The sequence below is a fragment of the Citrobacter sp. Cpo045 genome, from assembly GCF_030332875.1.
GTDB lineage: Bacteria > Pseudomonadota > Gammaproteobacteria > Enterobacterales > Enterobacteriaceae > Citrobacter > Citrobacter portucalensis.
This window is the reverse complement of record NZ_JAOWGZ010000096.1, coordinates 258,036-271,677: the sequence shown is the minus strand read 5'-3', so window position 1 is coordinate 271,677 and position 13,642 is coordinate 258,036. Positions and strand designations below refer to the sequence as shown.

Annotated in this window: 16 protein-coding genes; 10 read left to right on the top strand and 6 right to left on the bottom strand. The window is 43.5% G+C overall.

Annotated features, from left to right (window positions below; genetic code table 11):
- Window positions 1-166 precede the first annotated feature (166 nt).
- The 9 genes from OGY13_RS12880 (at window position 167) to OGY13_RS12840 (ending at window position 6,800) form a co-directional block, all read left to right on the top strand.
- Complete coding sequence (locus OGY13_RS12880) at window positions 167-1,282, top strand: phage/plasmid replication domain-containing protein (protein WP_016157960.1); 1,116 nt, start codon at window positions 167-169, stop codon at window positions 1,280-1,282.
- A gap of 22 nt (window positions 1,283-1,304) precedes the next feature.
- Window positions 1,305-1,595 carry a hypothetical protein gene (locus OGY13_RS12875; RefSeq protein ID WP_015979770.1) on the top strand — a complete coding sequence of 97 codons (291 nt, stop codon included), beginning with the start codon at window positions 1,305-1,307 and terminating at the stop codon, window positions 1,593-1,595.
- 2 nt (window positions 1,596-1,597) lie between these two features.
- Window positions 1,598-1,696 carry a tail virion protein G7P-2 gene (locus tag OGY13_RS12870; RefSeq protein WP_015979771.1) on the top strand — a complete coding sequence of 33 codons (99 nt, stop codon included), beginning with the start codon at window positions 1,598-1,600 and terminating at the stop codon, window positions 1,694-1,696.
- A gap of 91 nt (window positions 1,697-1,787) precedes the next feature.
- Window positions 1,788-2,012, top strand: a complete 225-nt coding sequence (locus OGY13_RS12865) for a major coat protein (RefSeq protein WP_015979773.1) — start codon at window positions 1,788-1,790, stop codon at window positions 2,010-2,012.
- Between the two features lie 67 nt (window positions 2,013-2,079).
- Complete coding sequence (locus OGY13_RS12860) at window positions 2,080-3,492, top strand: phage attachment proteinphage attachment protein, G3P family (protein WP_286637659.1); 1,413 nt, start codon at window positions 2,080-2,082, stop codon at window positions 3,490-3,492.
- Window positions 3,493-3,494: 2 nt separating this feature from the next.
- The gene (locus tag OGY13_RS12855) at window positions 3,495-3,836 is read left to right on the top strand and encodes a minor coat protein (RefSeq protein ID WP_286637655.1); all 342 of its coding nucleotides are present in this window, start codon (window positions 3,495-3,497) and stop codon (window positions 3,834-3,836) included.
- Window positions 3,836-4,897, top strand: a complete 1,062-nt coding sequence (locus tag OGY13_RS12850; RefSeq protein ID WP_015979776.1) for a zonular occludens toxin domain-containing protein — start codon at window positions 3,836-3,838, stop codon at window positions 4,895-4,897. Before OGY13_RS12855 ends, OGY13_RS12850 begins: the two co-directional genes overlap by 1 nt.
- The gene (locus OGY13_RS12845; RefSeq protein WP_016157963.1) at window positions 4,878-6,167 is read left to right on the top strand and encodes a secretin GspD/PilQ domain-containing protein; all 1,290 of its coding nucleotides are present in this window, start codon (window positions 4,878-4,880) and stop codon (window positions 6,165-6,167) included. Before OGY13_RS12850 ends, OGY13_RS12845 begins: the two co-directional genes overlap by 20 nt.
- 345 nt (window positions 6,168-6,512) lie before the next feature.
- Entirely contained in the window at window positions 6,513-6,800 is a 288-nt protein-coding gene (locus tag OGY13_RS12840; RefSeq protein WP_016157964.1) for a type II toxin-antitoxin system HicB family antitoxin, read from the top strand.
- Between the two features lie 35 nt (window positions 6,801-6,835).
- Here OGY13_RS12840 and OGY13_RS12835 read toward each other — a convergent pair whose 3' ends face one another.
- The 4 genes from OGY13_RS12835 to OGY13_RS12820 form a co-directional block, all read right to left on the bottom strand.
- The gene (locus OGY13_RS12835; protein ID WP_016157965.1) at window positions 6,836-6,991 is read right to left on the bottom strand and encodes a hypothetical protein; all 156 of its coding nucleotides are present in this window, start codon (window positions 6,989-6,991) and stop codon (window positions 6,836-6,838) included.
- Window positions 6,992-7,601: 610 nt separating this feature from the next.
- Window positions 7,602-8,084, bottom strand: coding sequence for a GNAT family N-acetyltransferase (locus tag OGY13_RS12830; protein ID WP_063941970.1), 483 nt, complete (start codon window positions 8,082-8,084; stop codon window positions 7,602-7,604).
- Entirely contained in the window at window positions 8,072-8,338 is a 267-nt protein-coding gene (locus OGY13_RS12825) for a type II toxin-antitoxin system TacA family antitoxin (protein WP_008784769.1), read from the bottom strand. Before OGY13_RS12825 ends, OGY13_RS12830 begins: the two co-directional genes overlap by 13 nt.
- Before the next feature lie 153 nt (window positions 8,339-8,491).
- Entirely contained in the window at window positions 8,492-10,474 is a 1,983-nt protein-coding gene (locus tag OGY13_RS12820) for an alkyl/aryl-sulfatase (protein ID WP_213752245.1), read from the bottom strand.
- A gap of 254 nt (window positions 10,475-10,728) precedes the next feature.
- Between OGY13_RS12820 and OGY13_RS12815 the strand changes: the two genes are divergently transcribed.
- Entirely contained in the window at window positions 10,729-11,115 is a 387-nt protein-coding gene (locus OGY13_RS12815) for a KPN_03583 family lipoprotein (protein WP_111465586.1), read from the top strand.
- Between the two features lie 117 nt (window positions 11,116-11,232).
- Here OGY13_RS12815 and OGY13_RS12810 read toward each other — a convergent pair whose 3' ends face one another.
- A complete protein-coding gene (locus OGY13_RS12810; protein ID WP_008784772.1) occupies window positions 11,233-11,862 on the bottom strand; it encodes a winged helix-turn-helix transcriptional regulator in 630 nt (209 codons plus the stop codon).
- Between the two features lie 237 nt (window positions 11,863-12,099).
- Complete coding sequence (locus tag OGY13_RS12805; RefSeq protein ID WP_208744305.1) at window positions 12,100-13,287, bottom strand: OmpP1/FadL family transporter; 1,188 nt, start codon at window positions 13,285-13,287, stop codon at window positions 12,100-12,102.
- Window positions 13,288-13,642: the final 355 nt, after the last annotated feature.

The following is a 13,642-nucleotide window of genomic DNA, read 5'->3' as shown; positions in this document are numbered from 1 at the left end:
TAGTTTTCTGCTGGCATAAAGCTAAACACTTATGCTCTCCAGTCGTATTCTGCCGTCATTATAGTTAAACACTTATGCGCTCATATCATTATGCTTGTATACATGCGTAATGCGTGATAGATTTTTGTCATTGCGTAACTGCATACATGTATAGGGTGAGTGTTCAATGTTTTTTGACTGGCTGACTATTGAACAGGATTTTGGCTTTCAGCTACCGATTTTGAGTGATGTTGCCTATCAGCGCATCCACCTCGAAAGCGGGGAAGCGTCAGCTCTGAGTCAGCCAACTTTTCAGCACAAAGGATCTTTTTGTGATGTTGTTTCGATCTCTATCCGAGGCTCATTGCTGAAAGTCTCTGGAAATCCTTCCCGGTGGGGGCGTCTTGATAATTTATTTGGCCTTCCAACTTTGGATTCCTGTGTATCGGTTTTCAATACGATCCTTGCTGAAATAGGTTTACCTCAGTTTACGAAATGTAAGAGGCTTATGCCCGGCCAGGCAAAAGAGAATGAGAAAGCACCTCTTGTTGCTGACGGTGCAATTATTAAAGAAGTACATATCACCTCGAACAGGGCGGCAGGTAAGGGGAATGAAGATGACTATATTTCAGGTTTATCTACGCAACCCTACAGGAACAGCGTTCCACGGCTACACTCCAATGGAAAATCCGTTGACTGGCTGTCCAAAAAAGGCAATGTAAACCTCATATATCCAACGGTTTACAATAAAGCTCATGAAATGGAACTCCATTCTTTGACAAAGATAAAGAATCGTTTTTCCGAACAATCTCGGGAATACAATTACCTACTCGATATTATATCTTTCTGCAAAGAGAATGGGGTCGTAAGGTTTGAGCAAAAGCTGAAATCCAGATTTTTGCAAAAGAATGCGCTCAATTACTGGGGGCTTTCTGATTATTCCATTTTAAATAAGTTACATTCTGATTTTCTTGAACTTGATAAAAAGTTATCGGTGAATGCTATGGACTTTGAAACTATCAGTGATCATCTTGTAAGTAGTGGGGTTGTTGAAACCACCCGTGCAGCAAATACTACCGCAATGTATGCAATACAGTGGTTTCACGGTCATGTATTTGACTTCAACAAAAAACAGGTTCAGACACATCGGGCGCGGTTACGAAAAATTGGTATCGACATTGCGCAGAAATGCAATGTTTCTAAATTCTCTCCTGTGATTGTGAAACAAACACGGGAAATTAAGGTGCAGGAGTGCGTTGCACCATCATGGTATGTACGTCCGTCACATTTACGCGTTGCATAGTTGATTAATAAAAGGTGTTTATATGAGTGAGTTAGGAAATCTGGAAACCACTGTTACCGGAAAAATCAAACGATTTAATAACGGCGGCGGCTATTATTACACTACAGTGGTTTCTCCTGCCGCTGACGCATATAGTTTCCCTCCAGTTATACGCATTAAGTCCAAGAAATCACTTGGCCGTGTGGGGGATGAGATAGCAGATATTCACTGCCGAATTACAGGTTATGAACGTAGCTTTCCATATACAGATAAACAAACAGGTGAGCAATCCCGTGGTTTTAACGTAGACATGCTTCTTGAACTTCTGGAATAAACATGTCTGCAACAGACTTCGATTCTCTGTATCAATTAATATTTAATGCCGGGCTTGTTATTTGTTTTGGCCTTGGCGTTATTAGTGGTGGTCAAAGATGAGTGCACTATCTTACTTCTTTGCTGCTTATTGTATTGGATGGGTTATATCCCATTCTATTCTGGTGTTTAAAAAACTATCTGAGGTTTCAACATGAAAAAATCAGTCGTTGCAAAAATCATTGCTGGCTCAACTCTGGTTATTGGTTCATCTGCCTTTGCAGCAGATGATGCAACCAGTCAGGCTAAAGCTGCTTTTGATTCTTTAACCGCTCAGGCAACCGAAATGTCCGGGTACGCATGGGCGCTTGTTGTTCTTGTTGTTGGTGCTACGGTGGGAATTAAGCTCTTTAAGAAATTTGTAAGCCGCGCATCCTAATTCAACATTATTTCGCTTCAACCATTCATTTGGGTGGCGTCTGCCACCCCTTATTAAGGTAGCATAAATGAAGAAAATAATTATTGCTTTATTTTTTGCTCCTTTCTTTACCCATGCAACTACAGACGCTGAATGTTTAAGTAAACCCGCATTTGATGGCACATTAAGTAATGTCTGGAAAGAAGGAGACTCACGTTATGCAAATTTTGAAAACTGCATTTACGAACTTTCGGGTATTGGTATCGGTTATGATAATGATACTTCGTGGAATGGGCACTGGACGCCTGTTCGTGCTGCTGATGGCTCTGGCAATGGTGGTGATGATAATTCATCTGGCGGGGGTGGTAATGGAGACTCAGGAAACAATTCTACGCCAGATACAGTAACACCCGGGCAGACTGTGAATTTACCGTCTGACTTATCTACTCTGAGCATTCCTGCTAATGTGGTTAAATCTGACTCAATAGGTTCTCAGTTTTCGCTTTATACAAATGCCAGTTGCACAATGTGTTCAGGGTATTATCTGTCTAACAATGCTGATTCAATTGCCATTGCTAACATTACGGAAACGGTAAAGGCTGATTATAACCAGCCTGATATGTGGTTTGAGCAAACCGACAGTGACGGCAATCATGTTAAAATACTACAGAACAGTTATAAGGCTGTTTCTTATAATGTGGAATCAAAACAATCTGACGTGAATAACCCGACATACATTAACTATTCTTATTCCGTTAATGTAAAACAAGTTTCCTATGACACATCAAATGTCTGCATAATGAACTGGGAAACTTTTCAGAATAAGTGTGATGCCTCACGTGCTGTTTTGATAACTGATACGGTTACGCCATCTTATTCCAGAAATATAACGATACAGTCGAATATTAATTATCAGGGTAGCAACGGGTCAGGCGGGTCAGGCGGGTCAGGCGGGTCAGGCGGGTCAGGCGGGTCAGGCGGGTCAGGCGGGTCAGGCAATGATGGTGGCGGAACCGGGAATAATGGCAACGGAACAGGTGATTTTGATTACGTCAAAATGGCAAACGCCAATAAAGATGCACTGACTGAATCATTTGACTTGTCAGCTTTGCAGGCCGATACCGGGGCATCTCTTGATGGTTCTGTACAGGGAACACTGGATTCTTTAAGCGGGTTTTCCGACAGCATAGGTGGACTTGTTGGTAATGGGGCAGCTATTTCTGGTGAGTTTGCAGGTTCATCATCTGCGATGAATGCAATTGGTGACGGTGATAAATCGCCTCTGCTGGACTCATTTCTGAAAGACGGATTATTTCCTGCCTTACCTGAATTTAAACAATGTACACCATTTGTATTTGCTCCCGGCAAAGAGTACGAATTTATTATTGAGTGCAAATACATTGATATGTTTAAAGGGATTTTTGCTTTCATATTATATTTCTGGACATTCGTTACTGTTTACGATTCTTTTTCTGGAATATTACGTAAGGGAAGGGGATAACCATGCCAGCTTTTCTGGGGCTTCCTGTTCTGGCAAGATTTATTGGATGGCTTGCAGGTGCTCTTATTGCATACGTTGCAAAATTTTTCACATTGGGAATCGCCAGAATAGCACTTGCAATTTCGCTATTTCTTGGCCTTATTATCGGTCTGAATGGATTGTTAGTTTCTTATCTTTCAGACCTTACTTCTGTATTGCCACCTGAAATTGCCAGCGCAGTCTCTTATGTTGTTCCGGCTAATGCTGCGCCGTGTTTGTATGCGATTTTTTCTCTTAAAGCAGCAGTTTTTATTTTTGACGTTAAAGACAGAATTATAGGATACCTTGACTGGAATAAATCATAATGGCTGTATATGTCGTAACGGGAAAACTTGGTGCAGGTAAAACACTTGTCGCTGTCGGTAAAATCCAGGACAAAATTGTTTCTGGTTGCAGGGTGGCTACGAATCTCGATTTGCGCATTCATAAGCTACCGAGAGTGGGTATATTTGCAAAGTCACCGGATGTAATACGGATACCTGATAAACCATCACTGGATGACTTACTGGCAATCGGGAGAGGCAATAATTCCTATGATGAAAATAAAAATGGATTACTGGTTCTTGATGAATGTGGGACATGGTTTAACTCACGCTCATGGGCTGATAAAGAAAGACAGTCCGTAATTAACTGGTTTTTACATGCAAGAAAACTGGGCTGGGATATTATTTTTCTTATTCAGGATTTATCCATCATGGATAAGCAAGCTCGTGTGGCACTGGCAGAGCATGTCGTTTATTGCCGACGCCTCGATAAAATCACAATTCCATTTATTGGCTCAATTTATAGTGTAATAACGGGATCAAAACTTCCGCTACCAAAAGTACATGTCGGGATTGTTAAATATGGTGACTCTCCGCAGTCAATGACCGTAGAACGCTGGACTTATACGGGGCGTGACCTTTATGCCGCTTATGATACCAAACAGGCATTTTCAGATGCTTATGAGCATTCATCATTTTCATACCTGACACCATATCTTTCACATGGCAGGTATGCCGTAAAGAGGGACGCTACGTTTTATATGAGACTCACCAGAATCTATTTAAAGAAATATTCCAGAGTATTGTGCCTGTTTTGTGGTTTTGTATCAGCATTCACGTACCTCAGTCTGTCCAAGCCGGAAGCGACACCTCAGATAAAACCAGTAACGACGCAGATTATCACATCCCGTTATAAACCATCAGAGTTGAGAATAACAACATCATATCGAATGGGAAATGCAGTTGGTTTTGAGTTTATGGATGCGAAGAAGCAAAAAATTGCATCTGACGATCTAATTAAAGACGGTTTTCGCATGGTCTATATAACACCTTGTTCGGTAGAGCTTATTAAGGATGGGAAACATGAAAAAGTTACTTGCTAGTTTGCTTTGTGTATTGTCATTTCAGAGCTTTGCTATCCCTGTTGAACTGAATAATGCGCCAGTAAGGGAGTTTGTTTCATGGTATTCAAAAACAACCGGAAAGCCTGTGATTATTTCACCAGACGTAAAAGGGGAAATTACGGTTTACTCAGCGGATGTCACCAAAGATGAACTGCCTCAGTTTTTTACTTCGGTTCTCCGGGCGAACGGTTTTGACCTCAGTCCGGGTAATCCTGCTGTGGTTCAAAAATTTAACCGTAATACGTATGAATATTCCGATTCTTTCTCAGAGCCGGTTCCTGCATCTTCTTATGATGGTGATGTTCCTCCTCCAACTGGAGACTTTTTCACTAAACCTGAGATACGTGCCAATTTGATTACTCAGACGTATCCGGTCAATAACGTCAGAGCAAAGGATCTCGCACCTGTTATTGATATATTCCTGAAGGGGGAAAATATTGCTGGTACTAAAGTTTATCCTTTTGATGGGGCGAATATTCTTGCTGTAACGGCATCAGCATCACAACACAAAGAACTTGCAGCATTTTTTCCTTCTGTTGATGTGCCAAGAACTCAGGTTCTTGTTGAATCAGTCATTTTTGAAACAACGGCTTCCGATGGTTTTGATTTTTCATTTGCTGCGGGGGATCCTTCCGGCAGTCCGGTTGCGGGAGGGATCAATACTGACCGTCTCACGTCTGTTTTATCCAGCACTGGCGGTTCCTTTGGTATTTTTAACGGGAACATTCTGGGGCTTAGCCTGAAAGCGCTTGAAACATCGAGTAAATCAACGCTTTTATCAATGCCACGCATTCTGACGATGTCAGGTCAACCAGGAACATTTACAGCAGGGCAAAATGTTCCTTTTGTGACGGGGCGGGTTACGGGAGAAGCTGCAAATGTTAACAATCCATTCCAGACGATCGAACGTCATGATGTGGGGATCTCACTGAAGGTTGTTCCGGTCGTGACACCCGGAGGATTGTTAATCATGGATGTTTCGACAAATGCGGATAGTATTTCTGATTCGCAAACGGCTTCTGACATCATCACAAATACACGCTCAATTTCGACAACCGTTCAGCTAAAATCAGGCCAGACAGTTCTGCTTGGCGGGATGGTAGATAACAGGGAAAGCGACAGTGATTCATCTGTACCGTGGGTATCAAAAATTCCCTTAATTGGTGCGCTTTTCACGTCCAAAAGCTCAAATGCCAACAAGCGCACGCTGTACATTCTCATTCGCGCCCGCGTCGTTAACCTGCTTTAATCCCGTAGCACCGGCGTTCTCCCTGCGCAGCGGGGGGAACGTTGGTGAGAAGGGCGCTCAGACAGGAAAATCCCTCCCGATTATCAGGTGGAACAAATCGCCGCTTATCTCTATTTTAATCATCGACAGGCGGAACAAATCACCGTGCGACCTTCTTCACCTAAAGGTGGGGAGCTATGCCGTTAAGAATAATCATTATCCAGTGATAATTTAATGCATTGATATAAAAGGATTTAAATTGCATTATTGACTTTAAAGGTGGGCTGTCATGCCGTTGGCATAACGGGAAACAAAAATGAGACCGGAACAAAGTGCCGCTTTCATCTAATTGGAAGGTACAGAACATTGAAACGTAAATTTTCAGTTGGGATTGAACTGCCGCAGGACAACGACACGGCATTCGGAATTTATGTTCCGGCATTCGATTTGCCTGGTTATAGCTGTTGCTCGGCTAGTGACGAGCAGACGCTGATTCCAGAGATCGCAGCAGACGCGATCCTGAGCATAGCGCAGATAATGGTAACTGATGGACATGATGTCCTGAACATTGAAGATGCTGGGATAGAATTATATTCATTAAATCAGGACTATGCGCATTGTGAACGCTGGTTAACTGTCATAGTCGATCTGTGAAAGGTAACGCAGGGGGAACAGAGTGCCGCCTTCAGCTAATCCAGGGGATAGTTTTTTTCCTCATATTGCATAATCAGTGTTGATAGTTCATCCAGTTTTCTGGCTTCCTCAGAACCATCCGGCGGGTCGAGATCGTAAAGCGGTGAGACTTCTTTTAGTGCAGCGTAATATTCCTGTTCATTTTTTATCATGATGGGAAGCGTTCCTTATGCGAATGACAAAACGCCAGTTTTTCGCATGCGAAAAAAACTGCTTTCAGAGCAGTGGTAAACAACCGTGAACCCTGACATGCCCACGAAATCCGGACTCATTTTGCGGCAAGAGACAAGTAAGGTGAATGAGCCATTGCATAACCGCAGAGCTTGTCCGTCCTATAACATCGCAGACGATTTGTCGTGTGTAACTGGTGAGGAAACAGTACGACCATCCGCTTTGCATAATTGCTTACGACTGCATAACGATAATAGGACAGAAGTAATCGTGGCTGCAAAGGCTTTGGCATTCATGTTTATAACAGTAACGCCGGGCAGTGACAAAACTTGTTTTGGTGCTGACCGGGGTTGGCCAAGCCGCGCAGTCATTGATTATAGGTTTGGGGCTAATCCGGCGCGGCAGCTTCACCAGAGCCGTTCTGATGGACAATGACTTTATGGCCGGGGTTTTCCTGTGCCAGAATGCTGGATTCTCTCTTACGGCTTACTGGTGCGCATAATGTATATTATGTTAAATACAATTTGATACGTACTCAGTTAAGTCCCCATGTGGCCCACGTTGGCCATTGACCTCCTCTGCTCATTACAATCATGAAAGCCTGAGAAACAGAGTTCGTTCCTGCAGTTGAGATGCTTTGAATCCGTGGTGAAGATAAAAACGTTTAGCTTCGTCTGTGAGCGCATGCACCATAACGGCACGCACGCCAATATTTTCTGCCACTTTGTAACACCGCAGTACCGCATCGTGAAGCAGATCGGCCCCTAACCCTTTTCCACGAACAGAAAGATCTACGGCCAATCTGGCAAGGATAATTACGGGGATTGGATCTGGCATGTTACGCCGAAGATTGCCTGTTGCTTCTGTGTGGTTGACGCTACCAGTGGCCAGTGAATAAAAGCCAGCGACTTGTCGCGTGTCTGTTTTGCAGACAACAAACGTCCTGGCTGCGCCAAGAGCCTGATTTTTTAGTCCTTTTTGCTTTAACCAATCATCGAGAACAATTTCTCCGCTGACAAATTCCGCCAATTGATGAATGTGAGTTAGTGGCTCTGGTGCGGTTACAAATCCCACTGTGGTTTCCTTGCCAGTAGCTTCCTGATAGCGGGATCTTCGGCAACCGGAGCATCAAGCATCTCGATAAACTCAGCGTATTGTTCATCATTAAAATTAAACACTCGGCGATCGAGAATGACGTTCTCTGCCGCCTGGCAGGCCATTTCCAGAATAAAGTCTGTACGCGATTTATGTAGAATCTCTGCGGCCGCATCAATAAGCGCGCGTTGGGATTCTTTAGCTCTAAGGTTGAGCTGGACATCTGATTTCATTATTAAGCCTCTTGTATAGCAATTGCTTTACAAGCATACCATAAGGCTTATGTATAGCAACTGCTATACAGTCTCGTACAACTCAATACTCTGATAAGCAACAATAAAAAACCCGCCAGTGCTGGCGGGTTATGGCATGGTTTGGCTCTAAAGTTAAGGCGTTACCATGTTAAACCAGAAATCAAAGCTATCTAAATACCCGAGGAACTCATCAAGCTTGGCATGATTGCCGGAAATTTGTACATCTCCCTTCTCTTCTGCCTGTTTCAGCGATTCTTCCTTGAGAATGATTTTGTTCAACGTTGCACGGTTAAGCGTAATGGAGGCATCAGCGTTGCTGGCCTGTGCATCAGCGCTATGGTTAAGAACACCGTTTTCCAGTTCGAGTTTGTATTTACCGCCGTCAGCACCTAAATCGACGTTGAAGACTGCCTGCGCATTTGCTGCTTTTTCTCCGTTAATATGTACCGCGAGATAATCAAAGAACATCTCCGGCGACATGGCCTTAACGGTATCCGGGCTGGCGGTATTTGGTGTCGCGCCTTTTACCACACCGTTGCGTAATTCTTGTGCACCCGTCAGATAAAAATTACGCCATGGACCGGACTCAGCCTGGTAACCCATTTGTTCAAGGGCATCGGCTTCCAGATTACGGGCTTCTTTATTGCTCGGATCAGCAAAAACGATATTGTTAGTGACTTGCGCCACCCAACGGTAATTGCCCTGGGCGTAATCCGTTTTCGCTTTTTGCATGATTGCATCGGCGCCGCCCATATAATCGACATATTTCTTCGCGGCATCAACGGGCGGTAATTCATTCAGTGTTGCCGGATTACCATTGAACCAGCCGAGGTAAAAGACATACGTTGCTTTCACATCATGGCTGACAGAACCATAGTATCCACGGCTGGCCCATGATTTTTCCAGGCCAGACGGCAGTTTGAAGTTAGCGGCGATTTCGTCACGGGTCAGCCCCTGGTTAGCCATGCGCAGCGTCTGATCGTTGATGTAACGGTACATATCACGCTGACTTTTCATTAACTTCACCACATTTTCATTACCCCAGGTCGGCCAGTGATGCTGAGCAATAATAATGTTTGCCTTTCCACCCCAGCGGCCAATAACGTCATTGATATATTTTGACCATGCCAGCGGATCGCGGATCTTCGCGCCACGTAATGAATAAGTGTTATGCAGCGTATGGGTGACATCCTCTGCAGCTTCGATCATTCCCTTCTCTTCTACATACCACAGCATTTCAGAAGGTGCTTCCGATCCCGGCGCCATCATGAAGTCATAGGTTAGACCGTCGATAACTTCTTTCTGCCCGGTGTGGGTAATATAGTTAGTGGGTTCAATCAGCGTCACCGTACCGGCGGAGGTTGTCGTCCCCAGACCCGCACCGACCTGACCTTTTGCATCCGGTTTAAGCAGATTGCCGTACATATAACTGGCTCGGCGACTCATGGCGTTACCTGCCATAATATTTTCAGATACAGCTTCCTTCATAAAACCAGCCGGTGCATATACCTTCACTTTACCGGATTTCACATCCGCTTCATCAATCACGCCGCGGACGCCACCGTAGTGGTCAACATGGCTGTGCGTATAAATGACGGCAACAACGGGTCTTTTACCGCGATTCTTATAATAAAGGTCCATTCCCACTTTCGCGGTTTCTGCCGATACCAGCGGATCAATGACCGTAATACCCTCTTTCCCTTCCATAATTGTCATATTCGAGAGATCAAGATTACGGATTTGATACACGCCATCGGTGACCTGGAACAAGCCGCCAATATTGATCAACTGCGACTGACGCCACAGGCTTGGATTAACCGTGTCGGGGGCTTTTTCGCCCTCTTTGATAAAGGCATATTGCTGAGGGTCCCAGACAACATTTCCCTGCTTACCTTTAATCAATTCACTGGGAAGCGGAGCAATAAAACCTTTATGTGCGTTTATAAAATCGGTTTTATCAGTGAATGGCAATTGACCATATAAGGCGTCATTCGCACTTTTGGTCTGAGCAGTCGCATCTTTTGCCCCTTCCTGTGCCAATACAGGTAGTGATATTAATGATGTTGAACACACACCAGCTAAAGCCAGATAACTTACTAGTTTATTAAGTTTCATAAATCCTCGCTAATAATATATTATCAAGAAGAAAGAAACCCTGCTGCTCTGATTGTTGAGAAGCTTCCGTAATACTGTATTTATCAGGTTTCTATGATCTAATGCTCGTAGGCTAACATGGTCTTATGAAACAATGTAATGCAATGACATTTATTTTTAAATTTCCTTTTGTTTTTATTTAAACAAAATAGCTGTAGACACCTGGCTGTATAAAAAGATAATGGCTGGCATCCATTGCCTTTAGAACACTATATATGCGCACTCTCTATCTACTTCTCATCACTGGGATACTTTCTGGCTGTAATACTTCTCCCCCAGAGAAAGTTGTTAAAATCAATAAAATGGTGATCCCTGTTGTTCAGGCACAACCCGAGTCAAAATCAAGTAGTGACTCGGCATCCCTGTCCTTATACCAGGATAATAAACAGCAAATTGAAAACGTCGTGATTTCGTTAAAAAATGAATATCTTCATGAAGTTAAGCCAAGAGAGATGTTTGACGTTCATAGCCAGGCATACCAGGTTTATGCTTCTTTAACCAAGCTCGAACAAATGCAGCAAATGAACAATTTTTATTATAAGGAGCATAATCAAACAGGACTGTTAAGCATTAATCAGTCCGTGAACTCTCTTATTGAATAACAAGAAATCCTCCTCAGAGAATGATGAGGAGGTTTTTTTTACGATTGATATATAGCATGCCACTACAATAGAATATTAAAGTTAGATAATCGATTTGTAACTTGTTTGTGGGTTTATTTAAAATCGCTCAGGCAATTTATTGATGGAAGTAAGATACCCTCCGCGTTCAAAATCAATATACCCTCCTTTTTTTAACGCAGATACAACATTTAAAACACTGCTGCGCGATAAGTGGGTCCGATCCTGAATATAATCCAAAATAGAGACTCGCTTGCGAGTCTCTTCCGGTAACAAAATCATCTCTTCGAGGTGGTTACGTATCACTGAATAAGTACGCTGCTGTACGACTAAATCATCACGATAAAAGAGATAACCCGTATGATATGAAAGCACTGCCGCCGCATCTTCCCACAAGCCTTGTTGATGAAAGAGTTCTCGTGCTTTATCGGCATCGACGCGTAATAAGGTTGACTCAGCTTCAGCGCGCAATAAATGGCCGTGTACCGGTTGGATCATTTCGGCAATACCGAACAGATGGGGTTCATAGACGGTCACGATTAACAGACCATCAGAAGAACGTAAAATGGACAGCTCCCCTTGCAAAAAAAGGTAGAGTTGAGGCTTATTCTTGTATTTCCACATGATACGCCGCCGCGGCACAACCTTCATCTTTTCTGCAATCGGTTCAAGTGCTTGCATTAGACGTTGTATGCTTTGTTCTGGGCGTACCGGAGGTGAAATTTGCATAATCAAACCTGTATTATTTAGATTGAAAACAATATGCTTTTACCTATATTCCATGAAGGTAGTACAGATTCATATTAAAACCATAAATTGCTCAATAATAAAAGTACAAATTTATTTTTATTTAAACGAGCGTGTGTGATAAGACCACCAGCAGACGGTTACTTGACACTGTCGGATAGATAATCCGCTATGGTGACTATTAACAATGCGTGAGATATTTAATCGGGAATAACGGCGCTAGAATTGATAGCTGTAGTTGACACTGGCAAACCATAACCACGGGTTCTTATACTGGCCTGCAAAGATATCAGATTTGACGTTGGACGACTGCATGTGCAAATACTCAACGGCAACGCCAATATTGCTGGCTGGCGTAATCTGGTACTGTGCACCGGTGGCAAGTCGCCATTCATCGCCGGTTGGCATCGAAAGCGCTACATCACTTTGCGATTTGTACGGTGAACTGTCATATGCAATACCGGCATTAATGCGCCACTGCTCATCGGGATGATATTGCACGCCCAGCGCTGTATGCCATGTATCTTTCAGACGATTATCACGATCGCTTTGCTGACCATTCATTGTAATCTGCGGGCTGCCAAACTGGCTCCAGTCCTGCCAGCCTAAATCGCCCATTACTGACCACTGCCTGTCGATATCGTGAACCAGACTAAGCATCACCTGCTGCGGAGCACGGACTTGTGTGGAGATCGGAAGATCATATCCAATATTAGGTATATTGGGAAAACGCGCTGTCCCGTCAATATTGAAATGATAATCGGTCTTGCTGGTCCAGGTTACACCCGCCCGTGTATTGTCAGTTAAGTCCATTAATAACCCAAGGTGGTAATTCATCGCCCAGTCATGATCGCTTTGTTTCTCATCGTGGCCATCGACATCTCTGCTTAGCGACAGAAAACCATAGTTTAGCCCTGCAGCTGCGCCAACCGACACCTTATCACTTAGTTTCCATGCAACGGCGGGACTCAGCGTCATCGCAACCATGGTACTTTGTTTAATTAACCGATCCCCTGCCCAGTTGCCGAAGTCGATACCTAACCCATAGTTACCGTACAAACCCAAACCGGCAGAAACGGTATCACTCAGCCGTTGCGTATAAAACATGCTGGCATTGGGGAAAAGCGTCATTACATTACCGGGGCTTTGTCTGCCATCTGTCGTATTATTCAGCGTATAGGGTATATCTCCGCCCATCGCCTGTAATCCTCCGGTGACCATATGGTCAGGTAAACGAGTCATCCCCGCAGGGTTAGTTAACAGCGTAGAGGCATCCTGAGCACGAGCGGCCTGCCCTGCACCAGCCAGTGCGGTATCCTCCGTTCCGATTTCATAGAAATAGAGCGCACTGGCGTGACCGACCGATGAAAAGATCATCCCGGAGAGAAAAATTATATTTTTTTTCATTGTATTACCTGTTTGGAGAGGTCGTTCTTTACTAAACGTAAGGTCAGCTATCACACGGTATTGATTTATGCTAATAGCATAATCAGGCATCAGGAATGATGTCGTGTTAAATTTCATCCAATATTAAATTTTATAATTCAACACAACGACATCTTAAAAGTCGACTTAATGAGAACTCTTCTTAATAAGTTATTTGACATAAATTCTAATGTAAAGAAATGAAAATTTAATCTTTTCATAAAAAAGTATGAGTGAAGTCGCCAACGGAAAAACCATAGTTATGATCATCACATAACTGTAATATGCGTTTTAAAAAGTAAAACCTTTACAGCCTTGAGGAGACCTTGTCTTCTCA